Raw genomic sequence first — 18,213 nt, forward strand, 5'->3', positions numbered from 1 at the left:
ATGTAAAATATTATGTATTTTTAATAAAATAATTTAAACTCTGTCCTGATACTGTATAATTAGATTATACATTCCTAGGAGGTGCCCACTTGAAGCTCAACAATAAACGTACTTTTTTCATAGGTCTTGCATTTATGTCCATTGCATCATTCTGGCAGCTTTACGATAATATCATCCCACTGATTCTCCAGAACACATTTGGTGTGGGGGAAACCTTTACGGGGACCATCATGGCCCTGGACAATCTGTTGGCACTTTTCCTGCTGCCGTTTTTCGGCGCCCTGTCTGATAGGGTTGACACAAGGTTTGGAAAGAGGACTCCTTTTATTGTCCTGGGCACAATAGGTGCAGTTTCCTTTATGCTCCTGATCCCTATTTCAGATAATCTCCAGAGCTTTCCCCTCTTCTTCATTTCCCTTGGGGCAGTTCTTTTGGCCATGAGCACCTACAGGTCCCCTGCTGTTGCCCTTATGCCTGACCTGACTCCAAAGCCCCTAAGAAGCAAGGCAAACGCCATAATCAACCTTATGGGAGCTGTCGGTGCAATCTTCGCCCTTGCAGTCATTGCCATCCTGGTTCCAGATGATCCAAACCCCAGCTATTTCAGTGTCTTTCTGGTAATAGCACTTTTGATGGTCTTTTCTGTCATTGTTCTTGTAAGGACAATCAATGAGAAGAAGCTGTCAGCAGAGATGAAGGAGTTCAATGATTCACAGGATCTGGAGGATGATGAGGCCAATGGTAAGGGTGGGGATATGCCTCCTGATGTGAAAAGGAGTCTCTATTTCATTCTTGCTTCCATTTTCCTGTGGTTCACGGCATACAATGCTGTCACAACAGCATTTTCAAGATATGCAGGACGTGTTTGGGGGCTTCAGGGTGGAAGCTTTGCAAATGCCCTCTTGGTAGCAACGGGAGCAGCAATTCTTAGCTATATCCCAATCGGTATAATCGCCAGCAGGATAGGGAGAAAAAAGACAATAATTGCAGGCATCCTCTTTATGAGCACTTCATATTTCCTGGGCTTCCTATTTGTAGAGTATTCTCCAGCAATTAACGCCGTGTTTGCCCTAACAGGAATTGGTTGGGCTGCCATAAGCGTGAACTCATACCCAATGGTTGTGGAGATGAGCAAAAGCGCAGATGTTGGCAAGTACACAGGTCTCTACTACACATTTTCCATGTCAGCCCAGATTTTCACTCCAATACTTTCAGGCTTTTTCCTTGAAAATGTTGGCTACAGGACACTGTTTCCATATTCCGTATTCTTTTCCCTGGCATCCCTTGTAACCATGTTGATGGTTAAGCACGGGGATTCAAGACCACCAAAGAAGGGTAGCACACTTGACCATTTCGATGTTGACGATTAAAGGAGGATTCCATGTTGATAGCACTCATAGGGGGATTGCTGGCCTTATACCTTTATGCTATAAAGCCTAATTCTCCCAGCAAGAAAAACCTAAAGCCCTTTCTTGGAAGGTACTATGCCCACAGGGGATTGTTCGACAACAGTTCAGATGCACCTGAAAACTCCCTTAATGCAATCTCCCTTGCAGTGGAACAAGGCTATGGGGTTGAATTTGATGTTAGAATTACAAGGGACAAGATTCTAGTGGTGATACATGACAACAGGCTCCAGAGAGCTGCAGGGATGAATAAACTAGTGACTGAAATGACCTTTGATGAGCTTAGGGAAATTACATTGTTCCACTCCCAGGAGGAAATTCCAACCCTCCATGATGTGCTAAATCTAGTTGATGGAAGGGTTCCCATCATTGTTGAACTAAAGCAGGATGGAGGCGGAGACACAACAATATGTGATGTCGTGTCCCCAGTCCTTGATGATTACAATGGGGACTACATGGTTGAATCCTTTAATCCAGTACTTATGATCTGGTACAAAAAAAATAGACCCTCCGTTATCAGGGGTCAGCTGTCCACAAATCATCTGAAGGAGGGCAAGAAGGGTCTGCTTCTTAACCTGTCCCTTCAGTATCTTCTGTTCAATTTCCTGGTTAAGCCGGATTTTATTGCCTACAATCACATTTATGGAAACAACCTGTCTCTTTTCATAAACACTAGGCTCTTCGGAATAACCACTGTTGCATACACTCTTAAATCCCAGAAGGAGCTGGACAGAAACAGGACTCGCTTTGATATCCTTATATTTGACAGCTTCATTCCAGAATAGGATAAACAGTTATAAATAAAGCATATCAAGATGCATTAAGGGAGCTTTTTATGATACTCATCAACGGAAATTTCTTAATACAAGAATGATACAAAAAAATAGAAATTTCCTATTCGTAATAAACAGGAAAAGGATTTCTCAGCTGAGAAATCCTTTATGATTATTCCTTTTCAATTAGACCAAGCTTTTCAAATACAACCTTGTAGCCGTCTGCTCCATAATTAAGCGACCTGTTGATACGGCTGATTGTTGCGGTGGAAGCGCCTGTTTCCTCTTCAATCTCATTATAGGTCTTGTTGGCCTTCAAGAGCTTAGCAACTTCAAGTCTCTGCGCAATTGCCTGAACTTCCTTTATTGTACAGATATCCTCGAAAAAGCGGTAACATTCGTCCATATTCTCCAGCTGCAATATAGCCTCAAACAAACTGTCTGCCTGCTTACTCTTGATTTTTGAGTTATAGACCATTTTATCCTCTCCTATCTTTGGTTTAATATACTTATATATTACTGTATAAAAGTGGACTTGTAAACAAAAAGCTGGGATTTTCACCCAGCTTTTTTTTATCTAGAACAATCCTACGATCTCACCTGACTCTAGAATATCTATGTTGTCCGCTGAAGGAACCTTTGGAAGTCCTGGCATTGTCATGATATCTCCTGTAAGGGCCACTAGGAATCCTGCTCCCTTTGAGACCTTTATGTCTCTTACAGTTATCTTGAAGCCTGATGGTCTACCCAAAAGTGTCGGGTCATCTGACATTGAGTACTGGGTCTTTGCCATACAGATCGGCATCTTGTCAAAGCCCATCTTTTCGATGTTAGCAATCTGCTTCTGGCATCCCTTTGTAAAGTCAACGCCGTCTGCTCCATAGATTTCTCTTGCAATTGTCTCTATCTTCTCCATTATTGGCGCGTTTACATCATAAAGTGGCTTGAAGTTCGCTTCGCCCCTCTCTACAACCTCAACTACCTTCTTGGCAAGCTCAGCTCCACCTTCTCCACCTTTTGCCCATACCTCTGAAAGAACAGCAGTTGCACCAAGCTCTTCACACTTGTTCAGGACGAAGTCAAGCTCTGCCTGTGTGTCTGTTGGGAAGTTGTTTACTGCAACAACAGCTGGAACTCCAAATTTCTTAACGTTCTCGATGTGCTTTTCAAGGTTTTCAAAGCCCTTTGCAAGCTGGTCAAGATTCTCAGTTCCAAGCTCATCCTTCTTTGCTCCCCCGTGGTGCTTAAGAGCTCTTACAGTTGCTACGATTACTGCTGCATCCGGTTTAAGGTCACCGAATCTGGCCTTGATGTCAAAGAACTTCTCAGCTCCAAGGTCAGCACCGAAGCCAGCCTCTGTAACTGTGTAATCTGCAAGCTTAAGAGCAAGCTTTGTAGCAAGCATTGAGTTACAGCCATGAGCTATGTTTGCAAATGGTCCGCCATGGATCAATGCAGGTGTATTTTCAAGAGTCTGTACAAGGTTTGGAGCTATTGCATCCTTCATAAGAAGTGCTACTGCTCCCTGTGCGTTTAGATCCTTTGCATGTACTGGACTACCGTCGAACTTGTAGGCTACAATTACATCTCCAACTCTTCTCTTAAGGTCCTCAAGGTCCTCTGCAAGACAGAATATGGCCATTATCTCTGATGCAACCGAAATATCAAAGCCGTCTTCCCTTGGCATTCCGTTTGGCTTTCCACCAAGTCCTACAACAACATTTCTCAAAGCTCTGTCATTCATGTCCATAACTCTCTTCCAGACAATCCTTCTTGGATCTATCCCAAGCTTGTTTCCCTGATGTATGTGGTTGTCCAGCAGTGCTGAAATTAGGTTGTTGGCAGTTGTGATTGCGTGGAAGTCACCTGTAAAGTGAAGGTTGATATCCTCCATGGGAACTACCTGTGCGTATCCTCCACCTGCTGCTCCACCCTTAACTCCGAAGCTTGGTCCCAAGGAAGGCTCTCTCAATGTTGTAATTGCCTTTTTTCCGATTTTGTTAAGTCCCATTGAAAGACCAATGTTTGTTGTGGTCTTTCCTTCTCCTGCTGGAGTTGGATTTATTGCGGTAACAAGAATAAGTTTTCCGTTTGGCTTATCCTTCATGCTCTTGAATACATCCAATGAAACCTTAGCCTTGTATTTACCATAGTTTACTATGTCATCTTCTCCAATGCCTAAGTTTGCCGCTACGTCCTTTATTGGAATCATATTGGCCGCCTGTGCTATCTGAACATCTGTTTTCAAAAAAATTCCCCCTCTTAATTGTAGTATGTCCAACTCTTATATTTATACCCACCAGAGCATAAGTTTATAGCTGGAATGTTTTTAATTTGGAATGGAAAAAGCTCATACTACTACTATTATAGCAGATATGAGCTGAATTTGAAATATTTTTAATTGTTAAATAATTTACTAATTACTTGAACAGACCAATGTCCCGTCTATAACCCATGTCCTTGAAGGAGATCCCTTCGATCGCCTGGTATATCTTCTCCCTGGCATGGCTCATTTCTCCAGTGCAGGTAACTGAAAGCACCCTGCCGCCATTGGTTACAAAATGCTCACCTTCTATTTTTGTTCCATTGTGAAATACCATGATATCCTCATCAGGATAAGGCAGGCCATAGATTCTGTAGCCCTTCTTATAGTAGCCCGGATAGCCACCTGATGTCAATACCACAGTCATGCAGGCTTCCTCCTTCCAGGTCATGTGGTCTTCCTTAAGGTCTCCAACTATTGAGTGGATGAAAATCTCCAGCAGGTCTGATTCCAGCCTTGGAAGGACCACCTCTGTCTCTGGGTCTCCGAATCTTACATTGAATTCAAGTACCTTAGGGCCTTCCTGGCTTATCATAAAGCCGATGAAAAGAATCCCCGTGAAGTTGTGCCCATCCGCTTCCAGCCCCTCTTCTATCCTGTCAAGCACCTCCAACCTTATCTTCCTGTTGAACTCCTCATTGAAAAATGGGCTTGGTGAATAGCAGCCCACACCTCCTGTGTTGGGTCCCTTGTCATCCTCGAAGATCTGCTTGTAGTCCTTTGCACTTTCCATTGGAAATAGCCTGTTGTGGGATACAAAGCATAGAAGGGAAGCCTCAGTGCCCTCAAGAAATTCCTCAATTACAACCCTTTGTCCCTCATCTCCGAAAATCCTATCCACCAGTACCTCCTTAAGGGTCTGTTGGGCTATTTCCTTGTTTTCACATATCACAACACCCTTGCCAAGGCAAAGGCCATCAGCCTTAATCACCAAGGGATATGAGAATTCCGAGAGTCCTTCAATTGCCTTGTTGTACTCTGTGAATGTCTTGTACTTTGCCGTGGGTATATTGTGCCTTACCATGAAATCCTTAGCAAAATCCTTGCTTCCCTCAAGCCTTGCACTGAAGGCGTCGGGCCCAAAAACGCTGATACCTTCCTCCTCAAACATGTCAGTTATCCCAAGAACCAAAGGCTCCTCAGGGCCAACCACCACAAGGTCTATTTCAAGGGTCTTTGAAAACTCCAGAAGTCTTTCCAGATCATTGGACTGGATTGGAACATTTGTTGCCACAAGGGAGGTTCCACCATTTCCAGGTGCACAATAAAGCTCCTCAATTTCTCTTGACTGAGCCAGTTTCCAGCAGAGGGCGTGCTCCCTACCTCCGCTTCCTATTACCAATACCTTCATCAAATCCCTCCTAATGTCTGAAATGCCTGATTCCAGTGAATACCATGGCCATCTTGTTCAGATCTGCTTCCTTTACAACCTCCGAATCCCTTACAGAGCCTCCTGGCTGAATTACCGACGAGATTCCAGCCTGGGCCAATGCTTCAATTGAATCCTTGAATGGAAAGAAGCCATCTGAAGCAAGCACCGCTCCCCTTGTCTTCTCTCCAGCCCTTTCTATTGCCTTCTGAACAGCCCAGAACCTGTTGACCTCACCAAGGCCAATTCCCAGGGTTGCTCCATTTTTTGCTATGACAACCCCGTTTGATGATATGTGCTTGGCAATCTTCCATGCGAATACCATGTCGTCAAGCTCATCCTCCTCGGGGAATCTCTTGGTGGTTATCTCCATATCATCCTGGAGAAGAAGCCTGTTTCTATCCTGCAGGAGCATGCCGCCCTCAACCTGCTTTGTCATGGGCTTGGTGTAGCTTGATTCTGACAGCTCCGGTATCTGCAAAAGCCTTACATTCTTTTTTTCCTTAAGTATTTCAAGAGCTTCATCTGAAAATGATGGTGCTATGATTATCTCAAGGAATATTTTCGACAGCCTTTCTGCAAGCTCCCTTGTTACCTCCCTGTTAAGGGCCACTATCCCCCCAAATATGGACTCTGTATCTGATTCATAAGCCTTTTCAAAGGCCTCCACAATTGTTTTTCCAACTCCTGCACCACAGGGATTGCCATGCTTGACCGCAATGGCTGCAGGCTCGTCAAATTCCTTCACAATTGAGATAGCTCCGTTTCCATCATTTATGTTGTTGTAGGACAATTCCTTCCCATGAAGCTGCTCTGCACCTGCAATGGTTCCCTCGGTTTGGTTGTAGTCAGTATAGAAAGCAGCCTTCTGATGTGGATTTTCACCGTATCTTAGCTGATCCTTCTTCTTATATGGCAAGGTAAGGTACTCAGGGAAGGTCTCCTGGCAAAGCTCATTGAAGTACTGGGCTATGAGGGCATCGTAGTAGGCTGTGTAGTTGAAGACCTTCCTTGCCAGCTCCAGTCTTGTTTCAGGCTTTGTGTTGCCCCCTTGCCTAAGCTCAAGGAGTACCTGGTTGTAGTCGGCAGGGTCTATCACAACGGTGACATCCTGGAAATTCTTTGCAGCTGCCCGTATCATGGAAGGTCCTCCTATGTCAATGTTCTCAATGGCCTCCTCCATGCCTACACCCTTTTTTGCAACAGTCTCCTCAAAGGGATAAAGGTTGTTAACAACCATATGGATTGGGAATATTCCCATTTCCTCGATTACCCTTCTGTGCTCTTCCTTGTCCCGCCTAAAAAGAATGCCCCCATGTATTCTGGGATTGAGGGTCTTGACCCTTCCATCAAGTATTTCTGGAAACTTTGTGATCTCATCTATCTCCCTGGCTTCAATCCCGTTCTCCAACAGGAGCTTGTAGGTCCCTCCAGTGGATATTATCTCCCAATCCATCTGGATCAATTTTTCCGCAAATTCGACTATTCCTCTCTTGTCGTATACGCTAATCAATGCTCGCTTCATGGTTACCTCCATTGTTTTCATTTCCAAGCTTAAGGCACATATCTCCAAGGGCCTTAACTAGGATTCTATGTTCCACCTGGAGCACCCTTTTCTTAAGTGTCTCCACAGTATCATCCTTCCTAACGGGAACCACTTCCTGCAAGAGTATGGGCCCTGTATCAGTTCCCTCATCAACAATGTGAACAGTGGCTCCAGTCTCCCTGTCTCCAGATTCAAGAACAGCACTGTGGACCCTTTCTCCATAGAAGCCTTTGCCACAGAATTTAGGAATAAGGGAGGGGTGGATATTAATTATCCTATTTCTGAATCCATCAATAAAAAGTGGTGACAGTACCCTGAGATAGCCTGCAAGAACAACCAGTTGGACCCCCTCTTCCTCAAAAAGCTCCATAAGCCTTCTGTCATAGTCCTCACCCTTAAAGATCGAAGGGCTCACAAACTCGCTCCTTATGCCCCCTTCCGCGGCTCTTTCAATGGCATAGGCATCCTTCTTGTTTGAAATCACAAGAACAATCCTGCCCTTTATGTCACCTTCCTGGCAGGCATCTATTATGGCTTGCAGGTTGGTACCCCCTCCGGAGACCAGAACACCAATCCTTACACCTTCCATATCTCTACTCCCTTTTCTCCTTCAACAACCTCTCCAAGGACATAGAACTCCTCATCCTTTTCCACAAGATGATGTGCTATTCTTTCCGCCTCATCAGGATCTGCCACAAGGACCATGCCAACACCCATGTTGAAGGTCCCATACATCTCCTCCTCTTCAATCTGTCCCCATTCCTGCAGAAGCTTAAAGATTTTCGGAGTCTTGATCACTCCTGTATCCACCTTTGCCATAGTCCCTTCAGGCAGCATCCTTGGAATGTTCTCGAAGAAGCCTCCGCCTGTGATATGACTTAAGCCTTTAATATCAAATTCTTTGAGCAATGGAAGAACCTGTTTACTGTAGATCCTGGTTGGTACAAGAAGCTCCTCACCAATTGTCTTTTCCAGTTCCTCCACATAGGTATCCACTGAATAACCCATCCTGTCAAAGACAATTTTCCTCACAAGTGAAAAACCGTTGCTGTGCAATCCGCTTGAAGGCAGTCCCAGAATCACATCTCCTGGACGGATGGTTTCTCCAGTTATGATTCTGCTCTTGTCAACCGCCCCTACAACAAAGCCTGCAACATCGTATTCCCCTTCCTGGTAGAATCCAGGCATCTCAGCCGTTTCACCACCTACAAGGGCGCAGCCCGCCTTGACGCATCCATTGGCTACGCCTTCAACAATACTGGCCATCTTTTCGGGAAGGAGCTTACCGGTTGCGATATAATCAAGAAAGAACAGTGGCTTGGCTCCTTGACATAGGATGTCGTTGGCACACATTGCAACGCAGTCCTCACCTATGGTATCGTGCCTGTCCATCATAAATGCCAGCTTCAGCTTTGTTCCAACCCCATCTGTACCTGAAACCAAAACCGGCTCCTTCATTTCACTAATATCCAATTGAAACATTCCTGAAAATCCTCCAAGGTGTGAAAGCACCCCCGGTATATGGGTTTTTTCGATAAATTTCTTGATCATCTGGACCTCTTTATATCCAGCTTCCTTGTCAACTCCAGAATCCTTATACGTTAAAGACATGAACAGCCCCTCCTAAAATTTCTATTCCACCTTGGCAACAGGGTAGTTGCCCGAGAAACATCCCCTACAGAATCCGTTTTCTTCACCTGCAGCCTTGATAAGACCTTCCAGGGATATGAAGTATAAGGAATCCGCACCAATCTCTTCCCTGATCTCTTCTACACTCATATAGCTTGCAATAAGATTTTCCTCTGACGGGGTATCCACACCCAGATAACAGCTGTGAGTCACAGGAGGTGAAGAAATCCTCACATGAACCTCCCTGGCCCCTGCATCCTTAAGCATTTTGACCGTCCTTTTGATGGTTGTACCCCTTACTATGGAGTCATCAACTAGCACCAGGCTCTTACCTTTTATATTTTCCCTCAATGCATTCAGCTTGATCCTTACACCCTGCTCCCGTATTTCCTGGGTGGGCTCTATAAAGGTCCTTCCCACGTACCTGTTCTTTATTATCCCTTCAGTGTAGGGAATTCCAGATGCTTCTGCATATCCAATGGCTGCAACAATTCCAGAGTCAGGTGCACCGATAACTATGTCCGCCTTTGTTGGATGCTCCCTGTACAGCTGCTTGCCTGCTTCAGACCTTGAAATATAAACGCTTTTGTCATCGATTATGCTGTCAGGTCTTGCAAGGTATACAAGCTCGAAAATGCAAAGGCTTCTTTTTTGAGAATCCTTATGGATGGTAGTAAGTCCATCCTTGTCTATCATCACAATTTCACCAGGCTCCACATCCCTTACCAGCTCTGCCCCAATGGTGTCAAAGGCAACTGTCTCCGAAGCCACTATGTAGTCATCTCCGATTTTACCTATTGACAGGGGCTTGAGCCCGTGGGGATCCCTTGCGGCCACAAGTCTGTCATTGGTCATTGCAACCAGGGCGTAGGAACCCTCCACATCCTTAAGGGCATCTATCATTGCCTGATTGAAATCATTCTTATGGTACTTGGCTATAAGGGTTGCAATCACCTCAGTATCAAGGTCGGTCTGGAAGATCGCTCCTGCATCCTCCATATCCTCCCTTATCTTCATGAAGTTCACTATGCTTCCGTCAAGGCAAATTCCAAGGGCTCCCCTTCTGTAGCCAACCACTAGGGGCTGGGCGTTGGCCTTGTTCTTGGCCTCGAAATGGGCTGCATATCTTACATGACCGATTGCAATGTTTCCCCTCAGCCTATCTATTGTCTCATTGTTGAATACCTCATTTACAAGCCCAAGTTCCTTAACATAGTCCACAAATCCGTTGTTGTTTACAGCTATACCTGAGCTGATCTGACCCCTGTGCTGGATTGCATAAAGACCGTAGTAGACATAAGGGGATACGTGTTCATTTGTACTGCTGAAAACTCCGACAACACCACTCATCAAGTAACCTCCCCTTATCCGTTAAGCTGCTGATCTGCAGCTATGGTATCCTGAGCCATCTTCACCTTGTAGGCCTTGAATTTTTCTCTCAGCTCCGGATATTTGACAGATAGTATCTGCAACGCCAAAAGACCTCCGTTTTGTCCACCGTCTATTGCAACTGTGGCTACCGGGACTCCCTTGGGCATCTGAACCACTGAAAGAAGTGAATCCAACCCATCCATTGTGGATGACTTTGCAGGTATTCCCACTACAGGAAGGGGTGACAGTCCTGCCAAGACCCCTGCAAGATGTGCAGCCTTGCCTGCAATTGCAACTATTACCTCCGTTCCGTTCTCTTCAGCCTTTTCTGCAAACTCCTTGGCAACATAGGGTGTTCTGTGGGCTGAAATAACCCTTAACTCATGCTCAACACCAAAATCCTCTAGAACCTGGATTACCTTGTCTCCGATTGGCTTATCTGATATGCTTCCCATAATTACGCTTACCTTCATATCCTGAATCCTCCTTTAATTTTCTCGGTTAATTTATACCCAATAAATATAAAAGCCCAGGCGGGTAGGTTTAAGAAACCTACCCGCCTGGGCTTTTCTCCCTTCGGTGTGATGCCATTTTGGCATCTGTACCGCTTGGACCAGCTGAGAATATCTCACGGAACCCTAGGTACACTTTCTCATAGACAATGATTTACGGTCATTGGTAGAAACGTCCTCCCCCTATCAGAGGACATATATGAGTTTAGTCTTTTAGCATTATCTGTTCAAGCTTAAGTGGTTCAATGTACTCATCTCCCATAAAGGCCCTCATATTTCCGCCGGATATCTCATCTATCAGGGCAATATGATTGTCCTCTCCCACTCTGCCGAACTCAAATTTTATATCGTACAACTCAAGATCCTTCTTTGCAAGCTCTTCCTTTACAACAGCTCCTATTTCCTTTGTAAGGTCAACAAGAACCTTGTACTCCTCCTTGGTCATAATACCCAGCATCTCCAGTGCTTCGTCGGTTATTAGAGGATCGTTTCTGTCATCATCCTTAAGTGTGACTTCAACATATGAGTCAAGCTTCTGACCTTCCTCTGCATACATTCCGTATCTTCTCAGGAAGCTTCCCACGGCCCTGTATCTGCAAATAACCTCAACACCCTTACCGAAAAGGCTTGCAGGGAGTACTGTCATGGTGTTGTTGTCTATATCTGAATCCACAAAATGTGTAGGTATCCCCTTTTCATTCATCTTCTTGAAGAAAAATGTGGTCAGTCTAAGTCCAGCCTTGCCTGCACCCTCTATGCTCAATCCAACTGTGTTTGCGCCGGGATCGAATACCCCGTTTTCACCTGTTACATCATCCTTGAACTTCAAAAGGTAGTTCCCATCCTCAAGCTTGTATACATCCTTGGTCTTTCCCTTATAAACAAATTCCATAATTTTTTCCTCCTAGATAAGTGTGAATTTCAGTACGAACAACAGGGCAAGTACCCACATAACCTTTGAAACTTCCTTAGTACGTCCCGTTAACAGCTTAAGTATTACGTATGAAACCATTCCGAATACAATTCCATCTGCAATGCTGTATGCAAACGGCATCATGACAATTGTCAAAAATGCTGGTATGGCCTCTGTAAAATCTATGAAATTGATCTTTGTGATAGGTGTCATCATAAACAATCCAACAATAACCAATGCAGGTGCTGTTGCAGCTGCAGGAATCATTGTGAACAGGGGTGCAAAGAAAAGTGCTATGGCAAACATTCCTGCAGTTGCAAGGGATGTAAGACCAGTTCTACCACCCTCGGCAACTCCGGCTGCACTTTCAACATATGTTGTTACTGTACTCGTTCCAAGACATGCTCCAACGATTGTTCCTACCGCATCGGCCATTAGTGCCTTTCCAACTCTTGGAAGTCTGCCGTTTTCATCCAGCATACCCGCCTTTGAGGATACTCCCGCCAGGGTTCCCACTGTATCGAAGATATCCACGAACAGGAATGTGAACACAACAACCAGCATCTCCAGGGAGAAAATCTCCTCAAATCCAACAAACTTAAAGGCAACATCTGCCACTGATGGCGGAAGGCTAACAATGCTGAATCCCTCTGGAATAACTGTAACTCCCATAGGGATTCCTATTACTGTGGTTGCTATGATACCAATCAGTATAGCTCCACTTACTTTTCTTGATAAAAGATATCCTGTAATGATAATTCCAATGATTGCCACTGCTGCAGGACCTGAAGTCAGTTCTCCAAGGGCGACTATCGTTCCCTCACCTGTCCGTACGATGCCGGCACCGCTTAGTCCGATAAATGCTATGAATAGACCGATTCCAACTGATACTGCATGCTTAAGGTTTAGAGGTATTGAATCGAATATTGCCTCTCTAGCCTTCAATACTGATAATAGTATAAATATTAATCCTTCGATCAAAACTGCTGTCAATGCAAACTGCCATGATTTTCCCATGGGTCCAAGTACGATTGTAAATGCGAAGAATGCGTTCAGACCCATTCCAGATGCAAGGGCAAAGGGGTACTTTGCATAAAGGGCCATTATAAGTGTTGCCACTATTGCTGATACAGTTGTAGCGGTGAATACTCCTCCTGGATCCATTCCCGTAGCCGATAGCATTCCAGGGTTTACTGCCAGGATGTAGGCCATTGTCATGAATGTTGTGATACCCGCTAGAATTTCTGTCTTTACATTAGTGTTGTTCTCTTTGAGCATAAAAAACTTTTCCAACGAAAGTTCCTCCTTAAAATTTTTTCGTGGAAAAAAATATAGCCCAGGTGGGTAGGTCTAGCGAAACCTACCCGCCTGGGCTTTTATCCCTTCGGTGTGACACGCAATGTATCTGTACCGCTCGGACCTGCTGAGAAAATCTCACGGAACCCTAGGTACACTTTCGCTCATAGTGTGGTGATTAACGGTCACCAACTAGAAACATCCCAACCGTATTATGGGACCTATATGAGCCATATTTAATTCACACTTTGAGTTTAACAGTTTGGTCTCCCTGTGTCAACCAGATAATATAAAACATATTCTCCATTCAAATGTCTCCATTTAGCCGTTTACAGCGGCGCTACAAAGCAGTGCCCCGTGTTTCCAAGGCTTCTATGGGTTTCAGACTTTTACTGTCTTATTTCAATCTGAAGGTTGAATATCTGTGATTGTCTGTAAAGATAAAATCCAGGCCTGTCTTGTCTGAAATTACCTCCAAAGTCCTTGGGGTGTAGAAGGATATGTGACTTGCATCCCTTATATAGAACCAGTCCAGGAAGCCTTCCCTGTCCTGTGGATGAAAAAGGGTCATAATGGCAAGTATTCCATCCTCCCTTAACAGCCTCCCAAACAGACTAAAATACTCCAGTGGATCATCTAAATGCTCCACAACTTCAGTTGAGGTTACAAGGTCATAGTTCTTATCCATATACACCCTATGGGTTGAATAGAACTTGTCGTAAATATCCATGTCATAGCCGTAATCCCTTTCCATTATGGCTGAAAGCACGGGCTCTGGACCGCTTCCAAAATCAAGTCCCTTACTTCCCTCACCAATGAAGGGAACTACACTGGCATCAACAAAATCCTTGAGATACCTGACATATTTCCTATCATGTATTGAATTGTTGTGGTTCTCGTAAATCTCAAATTCCTCATCCGGACCTACATGGATTGATGAATCCTTCCATATGAAATCACAGCTTGCACACTGATGGAATATCATTCCGAATTTCTCGTGGTGAAACTCCTCAGTTTGGCTATGGCAAATTTTACATCCTTTATCCATTTATCCTCCCTGTTTCTTATTTGGTCTTTTTGATCCTTCTAAGAGCAATGGTCTTCAATTGTGGTTTATTGAACATCCTGTCCATCTGCCCTGCCGTGTAGGCCAGCTTAATTGTGTGAACATCTATGGATTTTGAAGCGAGAAGTCCTATCTCCTCCCAGGATTCCTGGACAAGGTCAACCTCCTCTTCCCTCACGCTCAATTCTTCCACCGTAAGAAGATGTGAGATTATACAGGTTGTCATAATATCTATTGCATATGAATAATCCTCAAAGAAATCCTTAAGTACCACCAAGGCGTGAAGTCCTGTTATGCAGTGAAGGACAACTATACTGTCAGTATCCCTGTAGGCAGGAACCAGAAGGTCCAAAAGGGCTCTGATCTTTTCCTGGGGTTCACCTTCCACCAAAAAACCTAGCTTGTTATACATGGGGTCCGAATAGAGGGCCTTGAGCTTCTTTCCCATGGTCTTCTCTTCCTTGAGAAGCCTTCCAATGTTGGGGTTGTTCAACAGATTCTCCATTTCATGGATGATCCTCTCCCCCTCAATGGAAACCTCAAAGGCTCCGGCACCCTTGTATCCTGTGATGTAATATGCGATTGCCCTTCTCAGTTCATGGATGTACTCCTTATCCTCCTGCATCCCTTCCACGGCATATGCAGTTCTTATAAGTGTATGGAAAAGCCCAGATGACATACCAAACTTGAGCTTGTCCAAAATCCTGAAGGTATATTCCCTCCAGTTATCCAGGGTAAGCTCCTCTTTCACAAGAGCCAGGCATGCCTCATAACCCTCTCTGTTCTCTACACATTTCCATATATCATCGGACTTCTGAAAGTCCTCCTGTACAGGGTTGATGGAGGCTCTCTGAATGTATGTCCTGGTGAATTCATCAGCTCCCTTAAGATCTCCAGTCAACTTGAAGTAGGCCAGCTGACCCATAGGCAGATGATTCACAAGATTTCCCTGATATGGAGAATATTTCTCCCCGTGACGATTTACTACTTCAGCGATACTCATATGGCTCCTCCTTACACTTGATACTCCATATTAAAATTTCTCTCCTATTCTATTTTACCAAATTAAAGCCCTTTAGTAAACTTTACCCAATTTTGACGTGTTTAGGGCTTTTGAATATATTTTCAAATAAAGCTTGCATTATACGCCGGCATGTGGTAATCTTAAGTAGAACTTGAATTGAGAGTAATAGCAACACAATAGATATTTCCTGCGGCAGTGCCTTGAGGTACACCTGTAACGAAATTATATTAGTTAGTTATTTACGATGATTCAACAAAAAATTTCGGAGGTGCATTATGCAAGGTACAGTAAAATGGTTTAACGCAGAAAAAGGATTTGGATTTATCACAGGACAAGACGGAAAAGATGTTTTCGCACACTTTTCACAAATTCAAAAAGATGGATTCAAAACACTTGAAGAAGGACAAGAAGTAGAGTTTGACGTAGTAGAAGGTCAAAAAGGACTTCAAGCAGAGAATATCGTAACTCTTTAATCAACGATAATCAATCCCTGAGCCAACGGCTCAGGGATTTCTTTTTTTTGTCTCAATATTTTATTGGTTCCATTTCTTCAATATTATATGGTGTCTCCTGATACACGCAGTAGTTCAGCCAATTGGAGAAGAGGAGCTGTGAATGGCTCTTCCACTTGACCTCTATCTCACCCTGCGGGTCGTCATTGTCGAAATAGTTAACAGGCAGCTGATCCTTACCCTTTAAGAGATCCCTTTCGTATTCCTTCTTAAGTGTTTCCCTGTCGTATTCTCCATGACCCTGTACAAAGATCTGTCTCCTGTCAGCTATAGAGGAGATGTGAACCCCTGCCTCCTTTGACTGGGCAAGGATTCTCATTCCGGGAACCTTCTCAAACTCCTCCCTATCTATCTGGGTAAACCTTGAGTGCGGGGCATAGAAGGTATCGTCAAATCCTCTCATTAGCCTTCCTCCCACTGGAGTTACATCATGCTTGAAAACTCCGAAGAGCTTATTATCCATACGGTGCCTTTCAAGGCCGAAATGGTGGTAAAGTGCTGCCTGGGCACCCCAGCAAATATGCATGGTGCTAAACACATTCGCCTTTGAGTATTCCATCAGCTGAACCAGCTCCTCCCAATAGTCCACCTCCTCGTATGGAAGGTTCTCAACAGGTGCACCAGTTATTATCATTCCATCGAATTTTCTGTTCCTGATGTCCCGGAAGGTCAGATAGAAGTTATCAAGGTGGTCCTGTCTGGTGTTCCTTGATTCATGGGTTCTCATGTGCACAAGATGGATGTTTATCTGAAGCGGGGTGTTTGCCAGCATCCTTATGAGCTGGGTCTCAGTCTCTATCTTTGTGGGCATCAGATTGACTATGCACACCTCAAGGGGCCTTATGTCCTGCCCGTAGGCTCTGGCATCCTCCATTACGAATATTTTCTCATTTTTTAGTATTTCAAAGGCCGGGAGAGTCCCCGGTATTACAACTGGCATATGTCAACCTCCTCCCTCTAATTGATTTCTGCAACCTGGGTAATGGCGTTATCAAAGTCTGCGATGATATCATCTATGTTCTCGATTCCAACTGATACCCTTATAAGGTCCGGGCTCACCCCTGCAGCTATCTGCTGGTCCTCTGTAAGCTGCCTGTGGGTTGTGCTTGCAGGATGCAGTATGCTGGTTCTAAGATCTCCCAGATGTACCACAAGGGCTGTAAGGTCCAGATGCTTAACAAGCTCCTTTCCAGCCTGGGCTCCACCCTTGATGCCAAAGGTAAGGATTCCGCTTCCACCCTTGAGGTATTTCTTGGCGGTTTGGTAGGTTTTGTGGGTCTCAAGGTAAGGATAGCTTACCCACTCAACTCCAGGATGGCCTTGAAGGTACCTTGCAAGAGCCAGTGCATTTTCACTGTGTCTTTCCATTCTAAGATGAAGGGTTTCCAGTCCCAGGTGGAAGAGGAATGCACTGAAGGGGCTTAGGGTCATTCCAAAGTCCCTCAGGAGCTGGACTCTTGCCTTTGTAATATAAGCAGCTGGTCCAAAGTCTTTTACATAGCTTATTCCATGATAGCTTGGATCCGGTTCCACCAGCTCGGGGAATTTCCCGTTGTCCCAGTTGAAGCTTCCTCCGTCTATCACAATCCCTCCCACGCTTGTGGCATGACCATCGGTATACTTTGTCGCTGAGTGAATGATTATATCCACCCCGTGCTCAAAGGGTCTGCACAATACTGGCGTTGCCAATGTATTATCCACAATGAAGGGAACATCCAGGGCCTTGGCAACCCTTCCAAACTTATCAAAGTCCAGGATGTTCAGGCCTGGATTTCCTATTGTCTCTCCAAAGACCGCCTTGGTGTTATCCTTTCCGGCTGCCCTGATCTCCTCCTCTGAAGCCTCCGGGTCCACAAAGGTAACCTGGATTCCAAGCTTTTTCAATGTCACTCCAAGAAGATTGAAGGTCCCTCCATATATGGTTGAAGCGGCGATTATATGGTCTCCCGCACTGCAGATGTTAAGGATGGCCAATGTTGTTGCAGCCTGTCCCGAAGATGCGGCCACTGCCCCCACGCCACCCTCCAGAAGGGCCATCTTGCTTTCAAATTCAGCAACTGTGGGGTTGCTGATTCTGGAGTACATATGCTCGGCACTCTTCAGGTCAAAAAGGTCTGCCACATCATCCGAGTCATAGTACTGGTAGGTCGTACTTTGAACAATCGGCAGCACCCTTGGCTGTCCTGTTTTAGGTTTGTAGGTTCCCTGTACGCATTGTGTTTCTGTTGAATATTTTTTCATGTCTTCCTCCTTCTAACTGTAACTTGTCAAACAAAAAAGAAAACCGCTTCAATAAGAAGCGGCAATTACCTTTTCTCCTTATCTTCCAGTATTAACTGTTGGAATTGGCACCTTGCGCATTTGCGTAGGTTGCCGAAGCTTCACAGGGCCATTCCCTCCACTTCTCTTGATAAGCTACAATTATTAATTTTTAGTATTTCATTCGATTCTATACCCTTTTGTTTTCCTTGTC

Annotated in this window: 17 protein-coding genes and 3 riboswitches; of the genes, 3 read left to right on the forward strand and 14 right to left on the reverse strand. The window is 44.7% G+C overall.

Annotated elements, in window-relative coordinates; genetic code table 11:
- Window positions 1–89: 89 nt before the first annotated feature.
- Both ACKVDP_RS04580 and ACKVDP_RS04585 read left to right on the forward strand, forming a co-directional pair.
- Window positions 90–1,370: an MFS transporter gene (locus ACKVDP_RS04580; protein WP_409227629.1), complete on the forward strand. Its 1,281-nt coding sequence runs from the start codon at window positions 90–92 to the stop codon at window positions 1,368–1,370.
- Window positions 1,371–1,381: 11 nt separating this feature from the next.
- Window positions 1,382–2,191 carry a glycerophosphodiester phosphodiesterase family protein gene (locus tag ACKVDP_RS04585; protein ID WP_409227630.1) on the forward strand — a complete coding sequence of 270 codons (810 nt, stop codon included), beginning with the start codon at window positions 1,382–1,384 and terminating at the stop codon, window positions 2,189–2,191.
- Between the two features lie 160 nt (window positions 2,192–2,351).
- On the opposite strand, the gene ACKVDP_RS04590 is transcribed toward ACKVDP_RS04585, so the two are convergent.
- The 12 genes from ACKVDP_RS04590 to ACKVDP_RS04645 form a co-directional block, all read right to left on the reverse strand.
- Window positions 2,352–2,657 carry a YerC/YecD family TrpR-related protein gene (locus tag ACKVDP_RS04590; protein ID WP_409227631.1) on the reverse strand — a complete coding sequence of 102 codons (306 nt, stop codon included), beginning with the start codon at window positions 2,655–2,657 and terminating at the stop codon, window positions 2,352–2,354.
- Window positions 2,658–2,756: 99 nt separating this feature from the next.
- Window positions 2,757–4,427: a formate--tetrahydrofolate ligase gene (locus ACKVDP_RS04595; RefSeq protein ID WP_409227632.1), complete on the reverse strand. Its 1,671-nt coding sequence runs from the start codon at window positions 4,425–4,427 to the stop codon at window positions 2,757–2,759.
- A 172-nt stretch (window positions 4,428–4,599) separates the two neighbouring features.
- Window positions 4,600–5,853 (reverse strand): phosphoribosylamine--glycine ligase, encoded by a 1,254-nt coding sequence (purD, locus tag ACKVDP_RS04600; protein WP_409227633.1) that lies wholly within the window; start codon window positions 5,851–5,853, stop codon window positions 4,600–4,602.
- A gap of 10 nt (window positions 5,854–5,863) precedes the next feature.
- The gene (gene purH / locus ACKVDP_RS04605) at window positions 5,864–7,396 is read right to left on the reverse strand and encodes a bifunctional phosphoribosylaminoimidazolecarboxamide formyltransferase/IMP cyclohydrolase (RefSeq protein WP_409227634.1); all 1,533 of its coding nucleotides are present in this window, start codon (window positions 7,394–7,396) and stop codon (window positions 5,864–5,866) included.
- Window positions 7,377–8,006, reverse strand: a complete 630-nt coding sequence (gene purN, locus ACKVDP_RS04610) for a phosphoribosylglycinamide formyltransferase (protein WP_409227635.1) — start codon at window positions 8,004–8,006, stop codon at window positions 7,377–7,379. The genes purH and purN overlap by 20 nt, the downstream gene beginning before the upstream one ends.
- On the reverse strand, window positions 7,994–9,028 hold the full coding sequence (gene purM, locus ACKVDP_RS04615) for a phosphoribosylformylglycinamidine cyclo-ligase (RefSeq protein WP_409227636.1): 1,035 nt from the start codon (window positions 9,026–9,028) through the stop codon (window positions 7,994–7,996). Before purM ends, purN begins: the two co-directional genes overlap by 13 nt.
- Before the next feature lie 21 nt (window positions 9,029–9,049).
- Window positions 9,050–10,396 carry an amidophosphoribosyltransferase gene (gene purF / locus ACKVDP_RS04620; protein WP_409227637.1) on the reverse strand — a complete coding sequence of 449 codons (1,347 nt, stop codon included), beginning with the start codon at window positions 10,394–10,396 and terminating at the stop codon, window positions 9,050–9,052.
- A gap of 14 nt (window positions 10,397–10,410) precedes the next feature.
- Window positions 10,411–10,890 (reverse strand): 5-(carboxyamino)imidazole ribonucleotide mutase, encoded by a 480-nt coding sequence (gene purE, locus ACKVDP_RS04625; protein WP_409227638.1) that lies wholly within the window; start codon window positions 10,888–10,890, stop codon window positions 10,411–10,413.
- A 162-nt stretch (window positions 10,891–11,052) separates the two neighbouring features.
- Window positions 11,053–11,152: riboswitch (purine riboswitch) on the reverse strand.
- Window positions 11,135–11,821, reverse strand: a complete 687-nt coding sequence (locus ACKVDP_RS04630) for a phosphoribosylaminoimidazolesuccinocarboxamide synthase (protein WP_409227639.1) — start codon at window positions 11,819–11,821, stop codon at window positions 11,135–11,137. (Overlaps the previous riboswitch by 18 nt.)
- Before the next feature lie 12 nt (window positions 11,822–11,833).
- Window positions 11,834–13,120 (reverse strand): NCS2 family permease, encoded by a 1,287-nt coding sequence (locus tag ACKVDP_RS04635; RefSeq protein WP_409227707.1) that lies wholly within the window; start codon window positions 13,118–13,120, stop codon window positions 11,834–11,836.
- A gap of 165 nt (window positions 13,121–13,285) precedes the next feature.
- A riboswitch (purine riboswitch) is annotated at window positions 13,286–13,387 on the reverse strand.
- 148 nt (window positions 13,388–13,535) lie between these two features.
- Complete coding sequence (locus tag ACKVDP_RS04640) at window positions 13,536–14,186, reverse strand: class I SAM-dependent methyltransferase (protein WP_409227640.1); 651 nt, start codon at window positions 14,184–14,186, stop codon at window positions 13,536–13,538.
- Window positions 14,187–14,202: 16 nt separating this feature from the next.
- The gene (locus tag ACKVDP_RS04645) at window positions 14,203–15,207 is read right to left on the reverse strand and encodes a hypothetical protein (protein WP_409227641.1); all 1,005 of its coding nucleotides are present in this window, start codon (window positions 15,205–15,207) and stop codon (window positions 14,203–14,205) included.
- Window positions 15,208–15,503: 296 nt separating this feature from the next.
- Here ACKVDP_RS04645 and ACKVDP_RS04650 point away from each other — a divergent pair, with 296 nt between their 5' ends.
- Window positions 15,504–15,701 (forward strand): cold shock domain-containing protein, encoded by a 198-nt coding sequence (locus ACKVDP_RS04650; RefSeq protein ID WP_409227642.1) that lies wholly within the window; start codon window positions 15,504–15,506, stop codon window positions 15,699–15,701.
- A 52-nt stretch (window positions 15,702–15,753) separates the two neighbouring features.
- Here ACKVDP_RS04650 and metA read toward each other — a convergent pair whose 3' ends face one another.
- Window positions 15,754–16,680: a homoserine O-acetyltransferase MetA gene (gene metA / locus ACKVDP_RS04655; RefSeq protein WP_409227643.1), complete on the reverse strand. Its 927-nt coding sequence runs from the start codon at window positions 16,678–16,680 to the stop codon at window positions 15,754–15,756.
- A 17-nt stretch (window positions 16,681–16,697) separates the two neighbouring features.
- The gene (locus tag ACKVDP_RS04660) at window positions 16,698–17,981 is read right to left on the reverse strand and encodes an O-acetylhomoserine aminocarboxypropyltransferase/cysteine synthase family protein (RefSeq protein WP_409227644.1); all 1,284 of its coding nucleotides are present in this window, start codon (window positions 17,979–17,981) and stop codon (window positions 16,698–16,700) included.
- Window positions 17,982–18,056: 75 nt separating this feature from the next.
- Window positions 18,057–18,157: riboswitch (SAM riboswitch) on the reverse strand.
- Window positions 18,158–18,213: the final 56 nt, after the last annotated feature.

It is taken from the genome of Gudongella ferriphila (assembly GCF_046224405.1).
GTDB lineage: Bacteria > Bacillota > Clostridia > Tissierellales > Tissierellaceae > Gudongella.

Bases quoted from the DNA above. Each gene is read 5' to 3' on its own strand.
- ACKVDP_RS04585 (WP_409227630.1), top strand. From the start codon at position 1,382: ATGTTGATAGCACTCATAGGGGGATTGCTGGCCTTATACCTTTATGCT.
- ACKVDP_RS04590 (WP_409227631.1), bottom strand. From the start codon at position 2,657: ATGGTCTATAACTCAAAAATCAAGAGTAAGCAGGCAGACAGTTTGTTT.
- purD (WP_409227633.1), bottom strand. From the start codon at position 5,853: ATGAAGGTATTGGTAATAGGAAGCGGAGGTAGGGAGCACGCCCTCTGC.
- purH (WP_409227634.1), bottom strand. From the start codon at position 7,396: ATGAAGCGAGCATTGATTAGCGTATACGACAAGAGAGGAATAGTCGAA.
- purN (WP_409227635.1), bottom strand. From the start codon at position 8,006: ATGGAAGGTGTAAGGATTGGTGTTCTGGTCTCCGGAGGGGGTACCAAC.
- purM (WP_409227636.1), bottom strand. From the start codon at position 9,028: ATGTCTTTAACGTATAAGGATTCTGGAGTTGACAAGGAAGCTGGATAT.
- purF (WP_409227637.1), bottom strand. From the start codon at position 10,396: ATGAGTGGTGTTGTCGGAGTTTTCAGCAGTACAAATGAACACGTATCC.
- purE (WP_409227638.1), bottom strand. From the start codon at position 10,890: ATGAAGGTAAGCGTAATTATGGGAAGCATATCAGATAAGCCAATCGGA.
- ACKVDP_RS04630 (WP_409227639.1), bottom strand. From the start codon at position 11,821: ATGGAATTTGTTTATAAGGGAAAGACCAAGGATGTATACAAGCTTGAG.
- ACKVDP_RS04635 (WP_409227707.1), bottom strand. From the start codon at position 13,120: ATGCTCAAAGAGAACAACACTAATGTAAAGACAGAAATTCTAGCGGGT.
- ACKVDP_RS04640 (WP_409227640.1), bottom strand. From the start codon at position 14,186: ATGGATAAAGGATGTAAAATTTGCCATAGCCAAACTGAGGAGTTTCAC.
- ACKVDP_RS04645 (WP_409227641.1), bottom strand. From the start codon at position 15,207: ATGAGTATCGCTGAAGTAGTAAATCGTCACGGGGAGAAATATTCTCCA.
- ACKVDP_RS04650 (WP_409227642.1), top strand. From the start codon at position 15,504: ATGCAAGGTACAGTAAAATGGTTTAACGCAGAAAAAGGATTTGGATTT.
- metA (WP_409227643.1), bottom strand. From the start codon at position 16,680: ATGCCAGTTGTAATACCGGGGACTCTCCCGGCCTTTGAAATACTAAAA.
- ACKVDP_RS04660 (WP_409227644.1), bottom strand. From the start codon at position 17,981: ATGAAAAAATATTCAACAGAAACACAATGCGTACAGGGAACCTACAAA.